This window comes from Paraburkholderia sp. BR14320 (genome assembly GCF_040948665.1).
Classification (GTDB): Bacteria; Pseudomonadota; Gammaproteobacteria; order Burkholderiales; family Burkholderiaceae; genus Paraburkholderia; species Paraburkholderia youngii.
The window spans coordinates 25592-43432 of sequence record NZ_JBFPKG010000031.1; the positions used below are offsets into that span (position 1 = coordinate 25592).

Consider the following 17841-nt stretch of genomic DNA (forward strand, 5'->3'; position numbering starts at 1 on the left):
AGCCATGAAAAAACTGTTGATGTGTCTTGCTGCGGCTGGAGGACTCGCGATGCTGGCGTCCCCGGGCTTTGCGGCCGATAAGACCCTTGCGCTGGTCGTGAAGGGTCTCGACAACCCGTACTTCGACCTGATGCATCAGGGATGCGAACGGGCGAACAAGGAACTCAACAAGCAAGGCTACAACTGTTATTACACCGGTCCCGCGACCGCGGCCGACGAGAGCGCGCAAGTGCAGATCATCGACGACCTGCTGACCAAGGGCGTCGCGAGCATGGCGATCTCGCCCGCGAACGCGCCGGCCGTGGCGGAGGTGCTGCGCCGCCGCGGCGGATCGGTCCCGGTCATCACCGCGGATGCCGATTTGCTGCCGAAGGATGCGTCACTGCGCAAAAGCTATGTCGGCACCGACAACTACGAGCTGGGCGCCAAGCTCGGCGAGCAGCTGAAGATGCTGATGCCGAAAGGCGGCAATGTCTGCCTCGTGATGGGCAATCCGGCTGCGGAGAACATCAACCAGCGGGCCCAGGGCGCGCGCGATGTGCTCTCCGGGAAGAAGGGCATCACGAAGCTCGCTGGCGAGAACGGGTGGCATGAGATCAGTGGCTGTCCGCTCTACGTGAACGACGACGCCGCGAAGGCGAATCAGATGATGCAGGACACGCTGACCGCCAACCCCACGGGTCTCGACGCCTTTCTACTGGCGGGCGGCTGGCCGCTCTTTGCTCCGCAGGCCTTTTCGCAGGTCGTCGCCCCGATCATGGACAAGATCAAGAACGGCAAATTCGTGATCGTCTCGGCTGACACGCTCGGGCCCGAACTGCAGGCGCTCAAGGACCGCAAGGTGAATGTGCTCGTCGGTCAGCGGCCCGAGGAAATGGGCTACCGCGCCGCGATGGTCATGCGCGACCTCGCGCAAGGGAAGTCCGTGCCTCCGGTCATTCACACCGGACTCGACGTCTGCACGTGGAAGAACGCCGACACTTGCCTGAAGCATTGAAAGCCGGCGACCACGGCGACGACGAAGCGGCTGAAAATGTGGAATTGCGCAGCCAGTTCGTCTGGATAGCAAGTAGTAAGCCCCGATCGTGCCTTGATTGTAAGTTGCGCCGTTGACGCCAGATCCTATCGGTGCACGGAGCATACTTCGCGAGTCCCGGATGAAATGGCCATCGAAATGGATGAGCGCGCTCCTGGCAGTCATCGTGGTCGCTGCACTGCTTGCCGTCCCGTTGCCTGGGTCGGTCAATCTTACGACGAGGATTGCCACCGTGACCTCGATCGAGCGACCGGATGCGGTGGTTTTCGACTACGTCACGACACCTGCTCACTGGCCCAGCTGGCACCCGTCTTCGCTATCGGTAAGAGGGGCGGTCGACCACTCGTTAAATGTCGGTGAACAGGTTGCCGAAGAATTCCGCGTGGCGGGTCGCCGGGGAAGCGTCCTGTGGACCGTTTCCGTACGGGACCGTCCGCACAAATGGGCCATTGTCGGCACGATAGACGGGAAGCCTGCAGGCACAGTGAGCTACGCGTTGACGCCCGTAGCGTCAGAAACACGATTCGTGCGCGAGTTCGTGTACCGCGCGCCGACACTATGGTTTGCGGTGTTGAATGTCCTGTTCGTTCGAACGCGAATCCAGCAGGAGTCCGACGAGGCAGTCGCGCGACTTAAGAAAGCGTTGGAAACAATGCCGTAGCCCGGATTTTTTCCGAATCTTTTTGTTCGCACACATTCCACTACAGAACCTGGAAGGCGGCGAATGCGCCGCCCGCGAACACTTGCTGGGAGAAGATCTGCCAAATGCCGCCCACTCGCACGCCAATCATGCACATGTATTGGAGTGGATTCGCGCCAGCGCCGGGCACCGGGTAGCCGTTTGGAAAGCCGGGGATGTTGCTGTGCCCTGCGCCATACACCATGAAAGGAGCGGCACCTGCATGATTCGCGAAATCGCCGGCGCCAACGTTAGCATTCATTCCGCAGAGCTGCTGGGCCATGGTCGGGCCGACATGCGGGTTCGGATGTCCGGGGATGCTGGGCGAAATATGAGCGCCATAGATCACCCCTCCCACGTCCTTCATGCAAAAACTGCAGCCGGTAAACTGCGTCGTGACCATCACGTCGGAGCCATCGAGACGTGTACCGTCGATGGCGCCAAAGCTGGCAGCACCCGGCGGTGGCCCCGGATTTACTACGATTCCTCTACCGGGGACGGCAGTCCAGTGCACGGCGCGCACGCTTGCTGCGGAAAAGCCATACGCGCCTGCAGGAACCGGAAAGCCCGCGACGGGCACGAACATGTAGCGATCCTGGGCCGCGTCGTAGGTGAAGTAAAAGTTCACGAGATTGCGGTCTAGCGCATCCGGCGCATAGGCCGTCGAACCACGAACCATGATCTTGTTGTCCGTGAGAAACTGCAGCGGCGCAGCCGGGATAACCGTCGTCAGCAGATTTCTGCTGCCGTGGTCGCGCGCATGATGTGCATCCTCTACTATCCTGGCCTTCTGCAACAGACGGCGATACTCAGCTGCCAACAATCCGGCACCGAGCGTCGTGGCCCGATTTGCAAGCGCGTTGTTTCCAATGGCATGCCACAGGAGATAAATGGCGCGTCGCATTTCGCGCTGGGTCTCGTTACCCGCGTTGTGCACATTCTTCATCGACATCCCGTTTGAGAAATTCACGTAGCCGGGTTGATGTGCGTTGGCCGGGGGATAGTGATTCTGAATATAGGAAGTGGCCAGAGCGTGCGCGCAGGCGTTCTCGGCGAAGGTCCCGATTGCCGAGGTTTGAATGAATCCAAGCGTGTCGTTGATCCTGACAGTCACGTCTTTCATGGCTATTCCCAAAGTGTCGTGTGCCGCAGCAATGGTCTCGCACCGATCCGTCCGCCCTCGTGCATCGCCACGGTGATTCAAACCACGTGAACGAAATCCAGGTACTTGTCCAGGATGTGAAGATGATCGCTCGGCGTCTGGATATCTTCTGTCACGGCGATCATCATCCCGTCCCTCCCCTCGCGCTTGAGGTTTTCGCTAACGGCGTCATGATCACTGCCGGTAATGGTCACCTTCGACGACCGCTTGATCCCGATGGTGGGATTCCGCTTGCCGGTATGAAACGCAAACGTGCAGAGATCGGAGGTTGGGCTAGGGGTGAAGACTTTCCCCTTTCGCGCCTGGAAGGCCTGCTGATTGACCAGATCCCCGCTGTGTTTGTTTTTGACGATGACATCGGCGTTGTGGTAGTCGAGCACATAGGTCGCCACATCCGCGCATCCCACTGCATTCTGAATCTGGCTGATGTTGTGATATTCCTTGCTGCCCACGTTCCAGCCGGCGATATAAAGCTCGTAGACCCTGTCACCGCCGATCAACGTGACGGCGCGCGCGAACAAAGTGTTTGTGCTGCCGCGCCAGCCCTGGGTTTTATGAACGCCCACGAGCCGGTCGGCGAGTACGCAGATAATCGCAGAACAGGTCGACATCGTGGGAAATGCGAGCGCAGTACCCTCCCCCGTCTGATCATCGTGAATCGACATCACGGTCCTGGTAACCGGCATGACGTTCTCCTCGATTCCCCCTGAATCTTCATCGCCGCGGGGCGGCTCGCTGCGTCAATCAGACTTCTCTTCCGCCTCGATCCAGGCTTTGGTGGGTCTGGTCCGGTTATCCGTCGCCACGACCCCCACGCATTCGAACTTGCTGTTCTCCTGTTCGAGGCAATTCTGCAGATTCTCGGCGTCCGTCGTCTTTGCATCGACCAGCATGCCGGGCGGGATAAAGCCATTCAGATTCTCAACCACCGGTTTCAGGGCTTCATAGACGAGGCTGTAGCGGTTTCCCTTTTTCAAGGCCAGGAAATTTTGCGGACCCAATAGAAAGTTCTTCGCCTGCTGTGATTGCAAGGACATATTGTGCAGCGCGGCGTGCAGGCAGGCCGCCTGAAAACAGTATGTGACGAACTGCGAGCAGCTGATTCCCTTGCGACTCGAAAGCTTCACGCCCGTGATCCCGCGGTGCCAGGCGCGCACCGCGCGGACCAAAGAGTCGCCAGTCCAGGCTTCATCGGTCTGGTATTCATCTCCACGCCGCCCGAACGGAACGGTCGCATTCACGACCTGATTTTTCGTTTCGGCATATTTCACCATCGCAACCACCATGGGATCGTCACTTCGCGTGGCCCATCTTGCGGCGAAACACGCTGCCGCCTGGGCCACGGCGGAACTCTCGTAACGATAGACGAGGTACTTGATGTCGTCGTCGGTGACTGCCAGCGCACCGACGGACTGCTGCACGACGCCCTGCAGGTTCCCCACGTCCTTGCTGTGGATGACGGTTTTTCCCCCGGCGTCAGCCACCCAGATGAGCGCATGCTTCGCTTCGTCGGCACTGTCGTCGTACTCGATAATGATGTCGCCGGCGGAAAAGTCCATATCTCGATCGGCAGATCAGAGCGGCCGTTGCTGTTGCGGAAATGTGTGCCTGAAATGGGTGCCTGAATTGCAGCGGCACCGTCATCGTATGCAGAGGTCGGCCTTGATCAGAATCGCCGGCTTGATCCCGCCACGCTGGACGATCTGAACCACGGTTGCACGCCCCTGCCCCGCCTCCGACGAATACTCAACGGGTTCCTCCACGACGACACCTTCGCTAGCATCGATACTGTGACGAAAGCGCACCGCCTTGCCTTCCTTGGTGGTGGTCACTTTGAATTTACCGTCACCGATGTCTGTCACGGAATGGGTAATCTGAAATCCTGAGCATGGCGCAACCGTCCACGGTTTCGTGCCATAGACGAAGACCTGGTATAAAACCATTTCGCCCGGGCCGGTTAGGGCGATCTCGGCAGGAAAGCCGTGCTCATCGTTGCTTTTTCCCAAGTATGTCTCCACCTTGCTGGAAACATGAAAACCTCGATTGGCGAAACAACCTGTGGCTTTTATCGGCGCGGATATGAGCTCGTTGCTGTACACCCCCGCGAGATGCATAAGATTGCCATCGGCAGATTCCCAAAGCATCTGCACATCCATTCCACATTTATCCTTCATCACCGTAAGCGGCACGAAGTGATCAAAACTGTAGTTGCAGGGATAACTGAAGACTGTCTTTGGGATGGTGATGGTCAGCCCAAGTTTGTTGGGTGTAGACATGTCCGCCCCTTCCGCTGAGTACCACACGGCCCGCACTTAAGCCCGGATAAAAGGATAGGTAAACTGCTCCGCCCAATCAACAAGATCAGACGTTTGGGCGTCGGCGGCTGCGAAGGCGGCCAGAAATGCATTTTTCGCCTTCGCAGGCGGCATACGTTCCGCATAACTTATGCTTGTGCCGCCGGAACGAACGACAAGCGTGCGCGTATGCCGGGTCGGAAAAATGTTGCCAGTGCCCCAAGGCAGCGACGCGTCGCGTTGCGCAAGCGGTATGCGCCGATCCGCCCGAGTCTTTTAGCCCTCGCGCCCCACCACGTCTTTCGGGCTGATCGTGTAGCGCAGCATCCTTTCGCGCGATGCTTCGAGCAGACGCGTCATCGCGGCGGACGCGGCCTCCGGTTCGCGCGCAACGATCCGGCGACGCACCGCGTCATGCAGCTCGATATCTTCGCTCGGCCGCGCCGCCTGCCGCAGCAGCATCTCGGACGACACCCGCAACGCCGCCTTGATCGCACTGCCGATCGTGATGAACATGCCGTTCTGTGACATCGCGATGATCGCCATATGAAATTCGAGCACCGCTTCGCTCACCGCGCGCACATCCGAATGCGCCGACGGCGAAGCATAGGCGCTCGCCAGCTCGCGGTAGCGGCGCTCGATCAGCTGAAGGTCGTCGTCGCTGCCGTGCCGCGCCGCGAGAAAGCTCGCGCGCGGCTCGAAACAGATGCGCATCTCGAAGATGTCCTCGACGATCTTCGAGTCGAATTGCGCATTGAGCCGCCACGCGAGCACATCACGGTCGAGCAGATTCCAGTCCGAGAACGGCAACACGCGCGTGCCGATCTTCGGCGTCACTTCGATCAGGCGCTTGCCGGTGAGCTGTTTGATCGCCTCGCGCACGGTCGTGCGACTCACACGGTACTCGGTGCACAACTCGCTTTCGACAGGGAGCAGATCGCCAGGGCCGAATTCGCCCGAGACGATCCTCATGCCGACGATCCGCGCAACCTGCGCGATCATCGTCCCTACGACGGGCTCACGCTCGAACATCACCCCTCCTTCGTAGACTTCTCGTGCGAACCACCTAGCCGCGCTTTGCCGCGGTCGTGACTATCACGTTCCACGAGCCCGGCTTCAGGCGCGCCGTCAGTTTTTCGCCATCGACCGAGATCTTCTCGTTGGTCGTAGGTACGACCGTCAGCGGCGCTTCGCGCGTATTCACCGCCTTCATGTTCGGGTGGTGAAGTTCGAGCGCGTGATCGAGCGTGCGCTCCACGCCGAGGCCGCGCAATTCGATGCTGAGGTCCATCTCGTCGGTCAGGTGCCGGTTCAACGCGAAGATCGTCGTGGTGCCGCTCGCGCGGTCGTCGACCACGGCGGCGCACAGGTAGGCGATCTCGGGAAAGCTCTCGGCCGCGTAGGCGGGCGATTCGATCACCGGCTTAAGCACGCGGCCGTGACCGAACTTCGACGCCTGCGAGAACGGATAAAAGATCGTCTGCCGCCACGCGGCTCCGCCCGGCTCGGTCATGATCGGTCCGATCACGTTAACGAGTTGCGCAAGGCACGCCGTTTTGACGCGATCCGCGTTGTTCATCATCGTGATCAGTGCGCCGCCGACCACCAGCGCGTCCTCGGCGTTATAGACCTCCTCGATCAGGCGCGGCGCGCTTGGCCAGCCCGGCTTGCGCAGATCGTTGATCGAGCGCGCCTTGTACCAGACATTCCATTCATCGAACGACAGCATGATGCGTTTGTTCGAATGCTTGCGCGCCGCCACGCTGTCCGCAACGGCAACGATCTCCTTGATGAACAGATCCATCACGTCGATGTTGCCGAAGAATTCCGCGGTCGAGTCGTGACGGTTCTCGAAGTACGTGTGCAAGGAGATGAAGTCGACCTGATCGAAGCAGTGTTCGAGCACGCGATCTTCCCACGCTCCATAGGTCGCCATGTCGTGAGTCGACGAGCCGCACGCCGCGAGTTGAATGGTGGGATCGACCGCGCGCATCAGCTTGGCGGTTTCGAGCGCGACGCGACCGTACTCGTCGGCGGTCTTGCGGCCGATTTGCCAGGGGCCGTCCATCTCGTTGCCGAGACACCAGAACTTGATGTCGTGCGGCTTCGCGTAACCATGTTCGTGGCGCAAGTCCGACAGCGCGGTGCCGCCGGGATGATTGCAGTACTCGACGAAATGGCGGGCTTCGTCCGGTCCGCGCGTGCCGAGATTGACCCCGTACATGGGCTCGATATCGAGCTCGCGGCACCAGTCGATGAATTCGTTGGTGCCGAACTGATTGGTCTCGACCGAATACCATGCGAGATCGAGCCGCTTGGGCCGCTGCGCCTTCGGGCCGACACCGTCTTCCCAGTTATAGCCCGACAGGAAGTTGCCGCCGGGATAACGGACGATCGTCGGCCCGAGTTCGCGCGTGAGCGCCATCACGTCTTTTCGATAGCCACGCTCATCCGCGTCGGGGTGATCCGGCTCATAGATGCCGGTATAGACGCAGCGGCCCATATGTTCGACGAAAGTACCGAACACGCGCCGGTCAAGGTCAGCGACGACGAAATCCCGGTCGACGACAAGGCGGGAGGTAATCATTGTGATAGGTCCTGTGGTGAGGTCGCCTGCGCGTGCCGCGCGATGCGGCACGCCGGCTTGTGAGCTCGAATGGGTTCGGCGAGGTTTCGTTGAGTTCGGGACAGGCGTGCGGCCACTACCTGGACAGCAGCTTGTTGACGCGGTCTTGCGCATCCTGTTCGACGGCGGCGATCGGCTTGCCTGAGGTCAACATGTTGCTGACCTCGCTGCCGACGATCTCCTGAATCGCGAACTGACGCGGCACCGTGTTTGGCAGCGCATAGCCGATGGACGAGATCTCCTTGATGTCCGCGCGATGCGGCAACGCGTTGAACGCCGCGCTATCGATGACCGACTGCCGCGCCGGCAGATGCCCCGTGCGGGCCCAGTCGGCGTCGTGGTCGTAGAGGAACTTGAGAAACACGAACGCGGCGTGGCGGCTCTTGTCATCCTTCGCGCCGCCCTTGAGCATCACCCATGAGTGGCCATCGGCCCACACCGCTTTCTTCTGGAACAGGTTCGGGAACGGCACGACCTCATAGCCGTTGTTGGCGAGCGGCGAATCGGTTTTCTTCGACAGGTTGGTCAAGTCCTCGATCACCCATGTGCCGCAGATCAGCACACCCGCTTTGCCGTTCATGAACGCCTGATTCGCTGCACCGTAGTCGAGGTTCGGGGTGATGTCGCCCGCCTTCATCAGCCCATCCAGCAATTGCAGTGCGTTGGTCACGGGCTTGACGCGCGGATCGATTTTGGTCGGGCCCGACGGAAAGAGCGTGCCGTTCTGCTGATAGACCATCGTGTACAACGAACGCGTCTGCGCGGCGCTCTCGTTGGCGATCGGCATTGTGATGTACGGCAGACCGGTCTTGTCCTTGAACTGTTTCGCCTGCTTGAGCAGTTCGTCGGGCGTGGTCGGCAGGATCGGCTTGCCGCTCGCGTCGACGAGACCCGCCTTCCTGAACAGATTGATGTTGATATGCCAGAGCCACGAATGCGTGTCGAACGGCAACGCGTAGGTCTTGTCGTCGAACGTGACGCCGCGGCGCGCGTGATCCGTGAAGTCCTTCGTATCAATCCCCACCGACTTGAACCCGACGTCGAGCGGTTCGACGAGCTTGCGCTTCACATAGTCGCCGAGCACGGCTTCGTGCATGACCGAGATCGTCGGTACGTCGTGACTCAGAATGCGCGCGTCGATCTGCGTATAGTAAGGAGACCATTCGATGATCTGCGGCTTGACGACGATATCTTCCTTGTTCGTCGCATTGAACTCATTGACCAGCGTCGTGATGATTCCGCACTCACCCGCGGCCTTGCTCACGTCGTTCACATTGCCGTATTCAGCGTCGCAGGCGCCGAAAAAGCGCGACAGCGTAATTTCGGTTTTGGCCTGAGCGGGAGCCGCGAGGCCCGCCGTCAGGCTCAGCAAGGCAAGCAAAAGCGCACCGCGTACGAGCGATCTCTTCATGGTTGTCTCCTGTCGAATACTCGATGAGCCGCGTATTTCCGATCGACAGCGCGCGGCCGCTATGGATTACCGGCGTGACCGGTTCTTTTCAAGCAAGGCGCCGATGCCGGGAAACATCGGTGTGCCAGCGGTTCAGCGCACCGTGGTGCCCGCCACGGCGGCCACGATGTACTTCTGGAAAAACAGGTACAGCACGAAGATCGGCAGGCCGGCGAACACGGCTTGCGCCATCAGATAGCCAATGCCCTCGGACTGCGCGAAATTGCCTTGCGTCGACGCGAGGCCGATCGTCAACGTATACATCTCCGGCTTCGATGCCGACACGAGCGGCCACAGGTAGTCGTTCCACGCGCTGAGGAAGGTGAAGATCGCAAGCGTCGCCTGTGCCGGAATCGACAGCGGCAGCACGATGCGCCAGAACACCTTGAAGCGCGACGCGTTGTCGAGCAGCGCGGCTTCCTCGATTTCGACGGGGACGGCCTTGAAGTACTGGGTCATCAGGTACACGCCGAACGGTGACGCGAGCCTCGGCATGATCAGTGCGCCATAGGTGTTGTGCCAGTCGAGCGACGCGAACAGGCTATGCAGCGGAATCACGAGCGCCTGCTCGGGAACCGCGAGCCCCGCGAGGCAGATCACGTATACCCAGCGCTTGCCTGGAAACGTCGTGCGCGCGAAACCGTAGCCGGCCAGCGACGCGATGACGAGCGTCAGCAGCGTCTGGCCCAGCGCGACGATCGCGCTGTTGATCAACCAGCCGCCGACGGCTGACGTACCGATGATGCTGGCGTAGTTCTGCAGCGTGAACGGTGGCGAGAACAGCACATCGGTATGCTGCTCCAGGAAGGCGTTCGGCTTGAACGACAGCGCGAACACCCAGACCAGCGGCGCGATCCAGACGAGCGCGAGCAGCACCACGGCGCCGAGCATCACGCGTTCGCCGAGACGGCCGGCCAACGACCCGCGCGAACGTTCGGGCCCAGCTGGATTCGAAGCGGACTGCATTGCGGCGGTACTCATGCGGGGTCCTTTCTGCGTACGATCCATGACTGCACGGCGATACCCAGCAGCATCAGTGCGAACAGCACCTGGGCCGCGGCAGCCGAATAGCCGAACAACCATTGGCGGAAGCCGGATTCGTAAATGAACTGGACGAGTGGTCGCGATGCATTGTTCGGTCCGCCGCCGGTCAGCAATTGCGCCTGACCGAACAGCTGGAACTGGAACACTGCTTCGATCACCGCAACCAGCGCGACGGTGCGCCGGATCGACGGCAGCGTGATCGCTACGAAGGTGCGCCAACGGCTCGCGTTATCGAGCGCAGCGGCTTCGTATAACTCCTGTGGGATCTGCTGGAGCGCGGCAAGAAACAGCATCATCGGCAGGCCCACGATCCACCATACGGTGACGATCGCGATCATCGGCAGCGCCGTGGCTTCATGGACGAGCGGCACGTACTCGGGGATGTTGAGCGCGCGGCTGACATCGGCGAGCAGCCCATGGCCCGGCATCAATACCAGCTTCCAGACGAGCGTGACGATCGTCACCGACAGCACCGACGACCCGAAGAAGATCGCACGCAGCGCGGCGCAAAATCGGCCCGGCCGATTGAGCACGAGCGCGAGCGCAAGACCGAGCGCGACGAACATCGGCACGGTCATGAACACGAAGTAGAACGTGTTGCGCACGGCGCCGCGAAAGATCGGATCGGACGCGAGGTCGAAATAGTTCTTTAGGCCGATGAACTCGAACGTGCCGCCGAGCAGATCGACGTTCTGCAAGCTCAGCCACCAGCCGTACACGAGCGGCACCACCAGCAACAGCACGTAGACGATCACGAACGGCAACACGAACAGCCCGTTCGACCAGGACGCGAGGGGATAGTTGAAACGGCGCCGCCGCGCTTTCGGCAGACCGGCCGTCAGCGGGCGATCAGCCGCCATGATGCGCGCTCCCGCTGGCGTCGAACAGGTGCAGATGGGCAGCATCGAGACTCATACGAAGCGGGTCGCCGGGCTGCAATTCGTACTCGCGCGGAATCTCGATGACGATCAGCTGATTGCTGGCCAGACTCACGTGCGCGAGCGAACGGTCGCCGAGGCGCTCGATGAATTCGGCGCGCCCATTGAGCGCGCCGGCGGCGTCGATCACCACATGCTCGGCGCGGATGCCGAGCGTGAGTTGGCCCGGCGGCAATCTGCCGGCGGCGATCGTGGTCGGCAGCACGACGCTGTCGACCGGCAGGCGCACGCACAAATGGCCGCCGTTTTCGCCGGCCGGTTCGACATCGATGAAGTTCATTGCCGGTGCGCCGATGAAGCCGGCCACGAAGCGCGTCGCCGGACGCCGGTAGATATCGAGCGGCGCGCCGATCTGCTCGATGCGGCCGCGGTTCATCACGACGATGCGTGTGGCGAGCGTCATCGCTTCGATCTGATCGTGTGTGACGAAGACCATCGTCGAGCTGAGGCGCCGATGGATCCGCGCCAGTTCGACCCGGGTACGCGTGCGCAACGCCGCATCGAGGTTCGACAACGGCTCATCGAACAGGAACGCTTCTGGTTCCTTGACCACCGCGCGGCCAATCGCGACCCGCTGACGCTGACCACCCGACAGTTGCGCGGGGCGGCGCTTGAGCAGCGCATCGAGTTCGAGCATGCGGGCGGCCTCGGTAATGCGCCGGTTGATCTCGCTCGCGACGACGCCCGAGTTGCGCAAGCCGAACGCCATGTTGTCGTAGACCGTCATGTGCGGATAGAGCGCGTAGTGCTGAAACACCATCGCGACGTCGCGCCTGGCCGGCGGCAGGTGCGTGACCTCGCGGCCACCGATGCTGATCTGGCCTTCGCTGACGGCCTCCAGCCCGGCGATCATGCGTAGCAGCGTCGACTTGCCGCAACCGGACGGGCCGAGAAAGACGAGGAATTCGCCTTCATGGATGTTCAGGTCGAGACCGGTGATCACTTCCGTCTCGCCATACCGCTTTGTCACGCCGTTGAGCTGAATGCCCGTCACCGTGCCTCCTTGGGTTATGTCCCGGAACTGCCGTCTCTATCTGTATTTGTCTGCTTTGATATTATGAAAATATAGTAATTTCGAACGGTTTGATTCGTCCAATCCCTATTTCGATATTGATCTGTTCGGATTTGGTATCGGGATATGCTTATTGAATTGCCCATGCAATACGCAATTCGAAAGGAGAACTTGCCGTCCATGCGGCCGCGCTACCTACGCCAAAAAGAAGCACGAGGATCGTGAATGATGATCTGAATGCGTTTTGCGAAGTCGTTGGAGAGATAACTGTCCGCGACGCCGTCCCGAGGCCTAACGGAGTTCTATGTCCCAGATCGACTGGCTCAGCCACCTGCTGCAAATGATCACCGTCACCGGCCGGCTGGAGGTTCGCTGCGTCTACGGTGCGCCATGGCGCGTGGCCTGGGACCAGTCCGCGGCGCATGAGATTCCTTACCACGTCGTGCTCAAAGGCCGGGCAGTGATCGAGGATCCTGAGACACAGACGGCCACGGAGCTGGTAGCCGGCGATATCGTGCTGCTGCCTCACGGGTCGGCGCATGTGCTGCACGATGGCAGCGGACACACGCCCGGGCCTACTTGCGAACGCCATGATTCCGCCGGTTTGATGTTCAGCGAGAACAACGGCCAGGGCGAGCATCTGGACATGCTGTGCGGGCGTTTTCTCATCGGGCCGCCTCATGATCGGCTGATACGCAATTACCTGCCGACGAATCTGGTGGTACGGACCATGGAAAGTCATGGTGAAACGCGCATCGGGTCTGCTTCGAACCACCTGGCCAATTTCGTGGCACTGATGCGCGAAGAGTCCACGGGCGACAAGGTCGGTGGCTACGCGGTCCTCAACGCCCTTTCCTCGGCGCTTTTCACACTCGTATTACGCGAGGCGAGCGAATCCGAACACGCGCCGGCCGGCCTGTTGGCGCTGGCCGGCCATCCACGATTGGCGCCAGCCATATCAGCCATGTTCGCCGATCCGGCGCGGCCCTGGAACCTGCCTGAGCTAGCCGACTTATGCAGCATGTCACGCGCCACCTTCATGCGGCACTTTCAGGACACGCTGGGGCGCTCGGCCCTCGAGCTGCTGACCGAGATCCGGATGAGTCTGGCTGCCAACGAATTGAAGAAGCCGATGATGACCACGGAGGCCGTGGCCGAGTCGGTGGGGTATCAATCCGTATCGTCATTCCGCCGTGTGTTCACCGAGAGGATGGGCATGACGCCGGGTCAATGGCGCCGTATCGCCCGCAACGGTCAGTAACGGCAAGTCGCGGCCACGAATCGTCGCTTCGCGTTCTGTGTGCGACCCCGATGAGGCGTTAGACGGGTCGGCGCCGCCGCTCATTCGCGCGAGCGACCCTCGACGCGTCCGTCCATACCTGCAGCCCGCAAACCTCGATCTCGACGAGACGAGAGGCGCCGTGTCGACTTGATCCTTTTGGACATTTTATTGAGTAAATCCAGTCTCGAAAGCGGCATCGAGCAGGCCTAAAGTGAAGGCTCCCAAACCAAATGTATCAACGGCACCGACGTCGACTTCCCGCCGCTCGAGTAAGCCGCCTTGCCGCGCGCAAGGCTATCGGCTCGCCGGCAAGTTGGAATTACCGGATGGCTGGGCATAGAGCGAAAGCATCCGTGTACCTGAATCTATCCATCTACACACAGGACTTCTCATGAAAAACGAAATCACCATGACCAATCCCGTCATCGAATGCATCCTGAGCCGCAGCGCGGCCAAGTATTACGACCCCGCCGCGACCCTGAGCGACGACCAGATCCGCGAACTGGTACGAATCGGCACCAGTGCGCCGACATCTTTTCACTTGCAGAACTGGCGCTTCATCGCCGTACGCACGCCCGAAGCCAAGGCCCGGCTGAGTCCAATTGCGTGGAACCAGCCCGCGATCAAAGATGCAGCGGTTACTTTCATCGTCTGCGGCCAGCTGGTCGAAACCAGTGTGATACCCGAGCGTCTGGCACCACTGGTGGAAGCGGGCGTGATGCCGGCAACCATGGTGCCGGAGTGGGAAATCCCGGCGCGCAATCTGTACATGGCGTACCCGCAGCGACGGAGAGACGAAGCTGTACGCACCGCCACTTTCGGCGCGGCGGCGATGATCTATGCGGCCCGCTCGATGGGCCTGGGTTCGACGCCGATGATTGGCTTCGATGACGAAGCCGTGCACCGCGAGTTCGGACTGGGCGAGGACGAAGTGCCGGTCCTGCTGTTGTCCGTAGGAGCGGAGCGTCAGGGAAACTGGGCGCAAAAGCCGCGTCGTCCTGTGGCCGACGTATTGGATCTGGTATAGGCGCGGACCGAGCCGCCTCGAGTACAAACAGGGACCACGGCGCGAAGCAAATCAATGAGCGGTCCTCGCACGGACCTTTGCCGATCAGTAAAACCAGCAACTTGATAAGGACGACTACGATGCCAAGAACTACTGCTCTAACGCCGCAACAGGTACCTGCGGATTCCAGGCCGACGCTCGACGCGTTCACCAGAAACATCGGCTTCACCCCGAACATGATGGCGAGCTTCGCGCAAAGCCCGATCGCATTCAACGCATGGGCCACCCTGCTCGGTTCGCTGAGCAAGGCGCTCGACGTGAAGACGCGTGACAGCATCGGCCTCGCGGTCTCTGAAGTGAACGGCTGCAACTACTGCCTGACGGTTCACAGCTTTACGGCCGAACACATGGCAAAGCTGTCGGCCGATGAAATCATTCTCGCCCGCAGGGGCCACGCCGCGGATCCGAAGCGCGACGCCGCTGTCCAGTTTGCGCGCAAGGTCATCGAGGCCCGCGGCAAGGTCAGCGACGCCGATCTGCAAGCCGTCCGCGATGCCGGCTACACGGATGCGAACGTGATGGAGATCGTCGCGCTGGTGGCCATGTACTCGCTGACGAACTTCTTCAACAACGTGTTCGATCCCGAGAAGGACTTTCCCTCGGTTACGCCGGCCGGTTCGATCTGAACGCTAATCCCCCGTTTGCCAGCGCATTCGAACATGACGATAGACCACTCACAAGGAGATGGACGATGAAGGCGATCATTGTGACGGACCAGGCCGCGGGAACGGCCGGGATGCAGCTGATGGACCGGCCTGAGCCGGAGGCAGCGATAAACGACGTCGTCGTTCGGGTTCATGCTTCCGGATTCACCGGGGATGAGCTGACGTGGCCCTCGACCTGGACCGATCGCGTCGGCCGTGACCGGACGCCGGTGATTCCCGGGCAAGAGCTGGCTGGAGTGGTCAGCGCGCTGGGCTATGGCACGACGGGGCTGTCGGTGGGACAGCGGGTCTTCGGCATCACGGACTCGCATCGCAGCGGCACGCTGGCCGAGTACGTGGCAGTCGAGGCACGCAATCTCGCGCCGCTGCCGGGCGACGTCGACTTCACGGTAGGCGCGAGCGTGGCGATGCCGGGTCTGACCGCGTGGCAGGGACTATTCAATCACGGTCGCATCCAGGCGGGACAGAGCGTCCTCGTGCACGGTGCGGCAGGCGCTGTCGGCTCGATGGTCACCCAGCTCGCACGTGAGGCCGGCGCCTACGTCATCGGCACCGGGCGCGCAGCCCACCGGCAGGCGGCGCTTGACTACGGCGCGCAGGAATTCGTCGACCTCGAGAACGACGTCCTCGAAGACGTCGGCTCGATAGATCTGGTTTTCGATGTCTTCGGTGGCGATATCGCGAAGCGGTCGGCTGGCCTGATTCGAGCCCGCGGAACGCTGGTGTCCATTGCTGGCCCGACCGATGCACGTCCCGCCGACGGTCTGGCGATCGACTTCGTCGTCGTGCCTGAGCGCGCCCAACTGACCGGGATCATCGATCGTGTGCGTGACGGACGGCTGCGCGCGAACATCGGCAACGTCTCGAGTCTCGACGACGCCGTCGCCACCTTCAATGGACCCAGGCGGACCCACGGGAAGACGGTTATCCGCGTTCGCCCATGATGGGTCCACGAGAAATAGTAAGCCCCGACATCCGTACCGGCGCATCAGCATTCCACCGATGAAGCGAAAGAGGAAAGCGATATGAAGCAGGCCCCCCAGATCGGCGACAGGATCACCGACAAATCAGCACCACCCGATGAGCGCATTGTCCGGGACTGGATCGGGCCGGACGCGTTCGAGCATTGGGCCGAGTTGCAGAGCTGGATCGCGGCATCGTACCCCGGTGTTTTCACGCCAGATTGGCTCTATGGCGGCAAGAAACGCGGTTGGTCGCTGCGCTACAAGAACACCAGGGCGTTCTGCACGTTGCAGCCGGCATACGGGCTGTTTTCGGTTCAGGTGGTACTGGGGCGAGCAGAGCGAGAGAAGTTCGAGGAGCGGCGTTATCTCTGGAGCCCGCAGTTGGTCAAGCTCTACGATGAAGCCCGAGCATACCCCGACGGGAAATGGTTGACCGTTGCGATCTCATCCGCGGAGGTTCGCCATGAGGTGATCGAGCTTGTGAGTATGAAGCGCCCTCCACTATCAGGCGGTTCGATGTCGCGCAAGTTCTAAAACCCGCGCCACACTTTCGGCCTCGATTGCATCGACGTTAAGTGGCCACGAGCCCAATGCATCGAGCCGGGCGAGCGCGGTCTCGAGTGAGCCAATGGCCCGGGGCAGGCGGGCCGATCTTAAAGGAGATAGTTCTCATGAAGGCAATCACTGTGACGGATCAAGCGGCGGGAACGGCCGCGATGAAACTGTCCGAGCGGCCCGAACCGGCGGCGGCGATAAACGACGTTGTTGTTCGGGTTCACGCGTCGGGATTCGTCGGGACCGAGTTGGCGTGGCCCTCGACCTGGACCGATCGCGGCGACCGTGATCGAACACCTTCGATTCCCGGCCACGAGCTGGCCGGAGTAGTCACCGCTCTCGGCTATGGCACGACCGGGTTGTCGGTCGGACAGCGAGTGTTCGGCCTCGCAGACTGGTATCGAGACGGCTCCCTCGCTGAGTATGTGGCGATCGAGGCCCGCAACCTTGTGCCACTGCCGGGCGATGTCGACTTCACAGTCGGCGCGAGCCTGCCGATCTCGGGACTGACCGCATGGCAAGGTCTGTTCCAGCACGGGCGCCTTCAGGCGGGTCAGCGCGTTCTCGCGCACGGTGCGGCCGGCGCGGTCGGGACGATGGTGACTCAACTCGCGCGAGAGGCCGGCGCTTACGTCATCGGCACGGGACGCGCCGCTGACCGTCAGAAGGCGATCGAGTTCGGCGCGCAGGAGTTTGTCGACCTCGACCGCGGCAGGTTGGAAGATGTGGGCGCAGTCGATCTGGTGTTCGATGTCATCGGCGGCGACATCGGGAAACGGTCCGCGGGTCTGGTTCGAGCCGGCGGAACGCTCGTGTCCGTGGTCGGGCCAGCCGAGGCGCGACCCGCCAATGGTCTCGCGGTCGACTTCGTTGTCGAGTCCGATCGTGCGCAACTGAACGAGATCGTCCAGCGCATACGGGATGGACGACTGCGGACGAACATCGGCAAGATCGCGACTCTCGACGAAGCCGTCGCCGCTTTCAATCCGACTGAGCGGATCAGCGGGAAGACGATCATCCAGGTTCGTCCATGAGAAGTCGCGGAAGGTCGAGCGGCGCTGCTCTGC

18 protein-coding genes are annotated in these 17841 nt (G+C 61.3%); 8 read left to right on the plus strand and 10 right to left on the minus strand.

All coding sequences use genetic code 11. The annotated features are described in order from the left end of the window. Nucleotides 1-4: 4 nt before the first annotated feature. Both AB3X89_RS25235 and AB3X89_RS25240 read left to right on the plus strand, forming a co-directional pair. Nucleotides 5-997 carry a sugar-binding protein gene (locus tag AB3X89_RS25235; RefSeq protein WP_368585710.1) on the plus strand — a complete coding sequence of 331 codons (993 nt, stop codon included), beginning with the start codon at nucleotides 5-7 and terminating at the stop codon, nucleotides 995-997. 181 nt (nucleotides 998-1178) lie between these two features. Beyond that, complete coding sequence (locus tag AB3X89_RS25240) at nucleotides 1179-1697, plus strand: SRPBCC family protein (RefSeq protein WP_368585711.1); 519 nt, start codon at nucleotides 1179-1181, stop codon at nucleotides 1695-1697. Between the two features lie 40 nt (nucleotides 1698-1737). On the opposite strand, the gene AB3X89_RS25245 is transcribed toward AB3X89_RS25240, so the two are convergent. The 10 genes from AB3X89_RS25245 to AB3X89_RS25290 form a co-directional block, all read right to left on the minus strand. Then, a complete protein-coding gene (locus tag AB3X89_RS25245; RefSeq protein ID WP_368585712.1) occupies nucleotides 1738-2838 on the minus strand; it encodes a hypothetical protein in 1101 nt (366 codons plus the stop codon). Between the two features lie 77 nt (nucleotides 2839-2915). Continuing rightward, nucleotides 2916-3563: a hypothetical protein gene (locus AB3X89_RS25250; RefSeq protein ID WP_368585713.1), complete on the minus strand. Its 648-nt coding sequence runs from the start codon at nucleotides 3561-3563 to the stop codon at nucleotides 2916-2918. 54 nt (nucleotides 3564-3617) lie between these two features. Then, nucleotides 3618-4436 carry a hypothetical protein gene (locus AB3X89_RS25255; protein ID WP_368585714.1) on the minus strand — a complete coding sequence of 273 codons (819 nt, stop codon included), beginning with the start codon at nucleotides 4434-4436 and terminating at the stop codon, nucleotides 3618-3620. 81 nt (nucleotides 4437-4517) lie between these two features. After that, on the minus strand, nucleotides 4518-5153 hold the full coding sequence (locus AB3X89_RS25260) for a hypothetical protein (protein ID WP_368585715.1): 636 nt from the start codon (nucleotides 5151-5153) through the stop codon (nucleotides 4518-4520). Between the two features lie 294 nt (nucleotides 5154-5447). Continuing rightward, nucleotides 5448-6203: a FadR/GntR family transcriptional regulator gene (locus AB3X89_RS25265; RefSeq protein WP_368585716.1), complete on the minus strand. Its 756-nt coding sequence runs from the start codon at nucleotides 6201-6203 to the stop codon at nucleotides 5448-5450. Between the two features lie 34 nt (nucleotides 6204-6237). Next, nucleotides 6238-7758, minus strand: coding sequence for an alpha-N-arabinofuranosidase (locus AB3X89_RS25270; protein WP_368585717.1), 1521 nt, complete (start codon nucleotides 7756-7758; stop codon nucleotides 6238-6240). A 115-nt stretch (nucleotides 7759-7873) separates the two neighbouring features. Continuing rightward, the gene (locus tag AB3X89_RS25275) at nucleotides 7874-9208 is read right to left on the minus strand and encodes an extracellular solute-binding protein (RefSeq protein WP_368585718.1); all 1335 of its coding nucleotides are present in this window, start codon (nucleotides 9206-9208) and stop codon (nucleotides 7874-7876) included. Between the two features lie 132 nt (nucleotides 9209-9340). Next, nucleotides 9341-10228, minus strand: coding sequence for a carbohydrate ABC transporter permease (locus AB3X89_RS25280; protein WP_368585719.1), 888 nt, complete (start codon nucleotides 10226-10228; stop codon nucleotides 9341-9343). Further along, the gene (locus tag AB3X89_RS25285; protein ID WP_368585720.1) at nucleotides 10225-11151 is read right to left on the minus strand and encodes a carbohydrate ABC transporter permease; all 927 of its coding nucleotides are present in this window, start codon (nucleotides 11149-11151) and stop codon (nucleotides 10225-10227) included. The genes AB3X89_RS25280 and AB3X89_RS25285 overlap by 4 nt, the downstream gene beginning before the upstream one ends. Next, nucleotides 11141-12223 (minus strand): ABC transporter ATP-binding protein, encoded by a 1083-nt coding sequence (locus AB3X89_RS25290; protein ID WP_368585721.1) that lies wholly within the window; start codon nucleotides 12221-12223, stop codon nucleotides 11141-11143. Before AB3X89_RS25290 ends, AB3X89_RS25285 begins: the two co-directional genes overlap by 11 nt. Before the next feature lie 322 nt (nucleotides 12224-12545). On the opposite strand from AB3X89_RS25290, the gene AB3X89_RS25295 reads away from it, so the two are divergent. The 6 genes from AB3X89_RS25295 to AB3X89_RS25320 all read left to right on the plus strand — a co-directional run bounded on the left by AB3X89_RS25295 (nucleotide 12546) and on the right by AB3X89_RS25320 (nucleotide 17808). Continuing rightward, nucleotides 12546-13502 carry a cupin domain-containing protein gene (locus AB3X89_RS25295; protein WP_368585722.1) on the plus strand — a complete coding sequence of 319 codons (957 nt, stop codon included), beginning with the start codon at nucleotides 12546-12548 and terminating at the stop codon, nucleotides 13500-13502. Nucleotides 13503-13914: 412 nt separating this feature from the next. Beyond that, entirely contained in the window at nucleotides 13915-14550 is a 636-nt protein-coding gene (locus AB3X89_RS25300) for a nitroreductase family protein (RefSeq protein WP_368585723.1), read from the plus strand. Nucleotides 14551-14669: 119 nt separating this feature from the next. Beyond that, a complete protein-coding gene (locus AB3X89_RS25305; protein WP_368585724.1) occupies nucleotides 14670-15215 on the plus strand; it encodes a carboxymuconolactone decarboxylase family protein in 546 nt (181 codons plus the stop codon). A 65-nt stretch (nucleotides 15216-15280) separates the two neighbouring features. Beyond that, nucleotides 15281-16198, plus strand: coding sequence for an NADP-dependent oxidoreductase (locus AB3X89_RS25310; RefSeq protein ID WP_368585725.1), 918 nt, complete (start codon nucleotides 15281-15283; stop codon nucleotides 16196-16198). 81 nt (nucleotides 16199-16279) lie between these two features. After that, entirely contained in the window at nucleotides 16280-16753 is a 474-nt protein-coding gene (locus AB3X89_RS25315) for a DUF3788 domain-containing protein (protein WP_368585726.1), read from the plus strand. Between the two features lie 137 nt (nucleotides 16754-16890). Beyond that, on the plus strand, nucleotides 16891-17808 hold the full coding sequence (locus AB3X89_RS25320; protein ID WP_368585773.1) for an NADP-dependent oxidoreductase: 918 nt from the start codon (nucleotides 16891-16893) through the stop codon (nucleotides 17806-17808). Nucleotides 17809-17841: the final 33 nt, after the last annotated feature.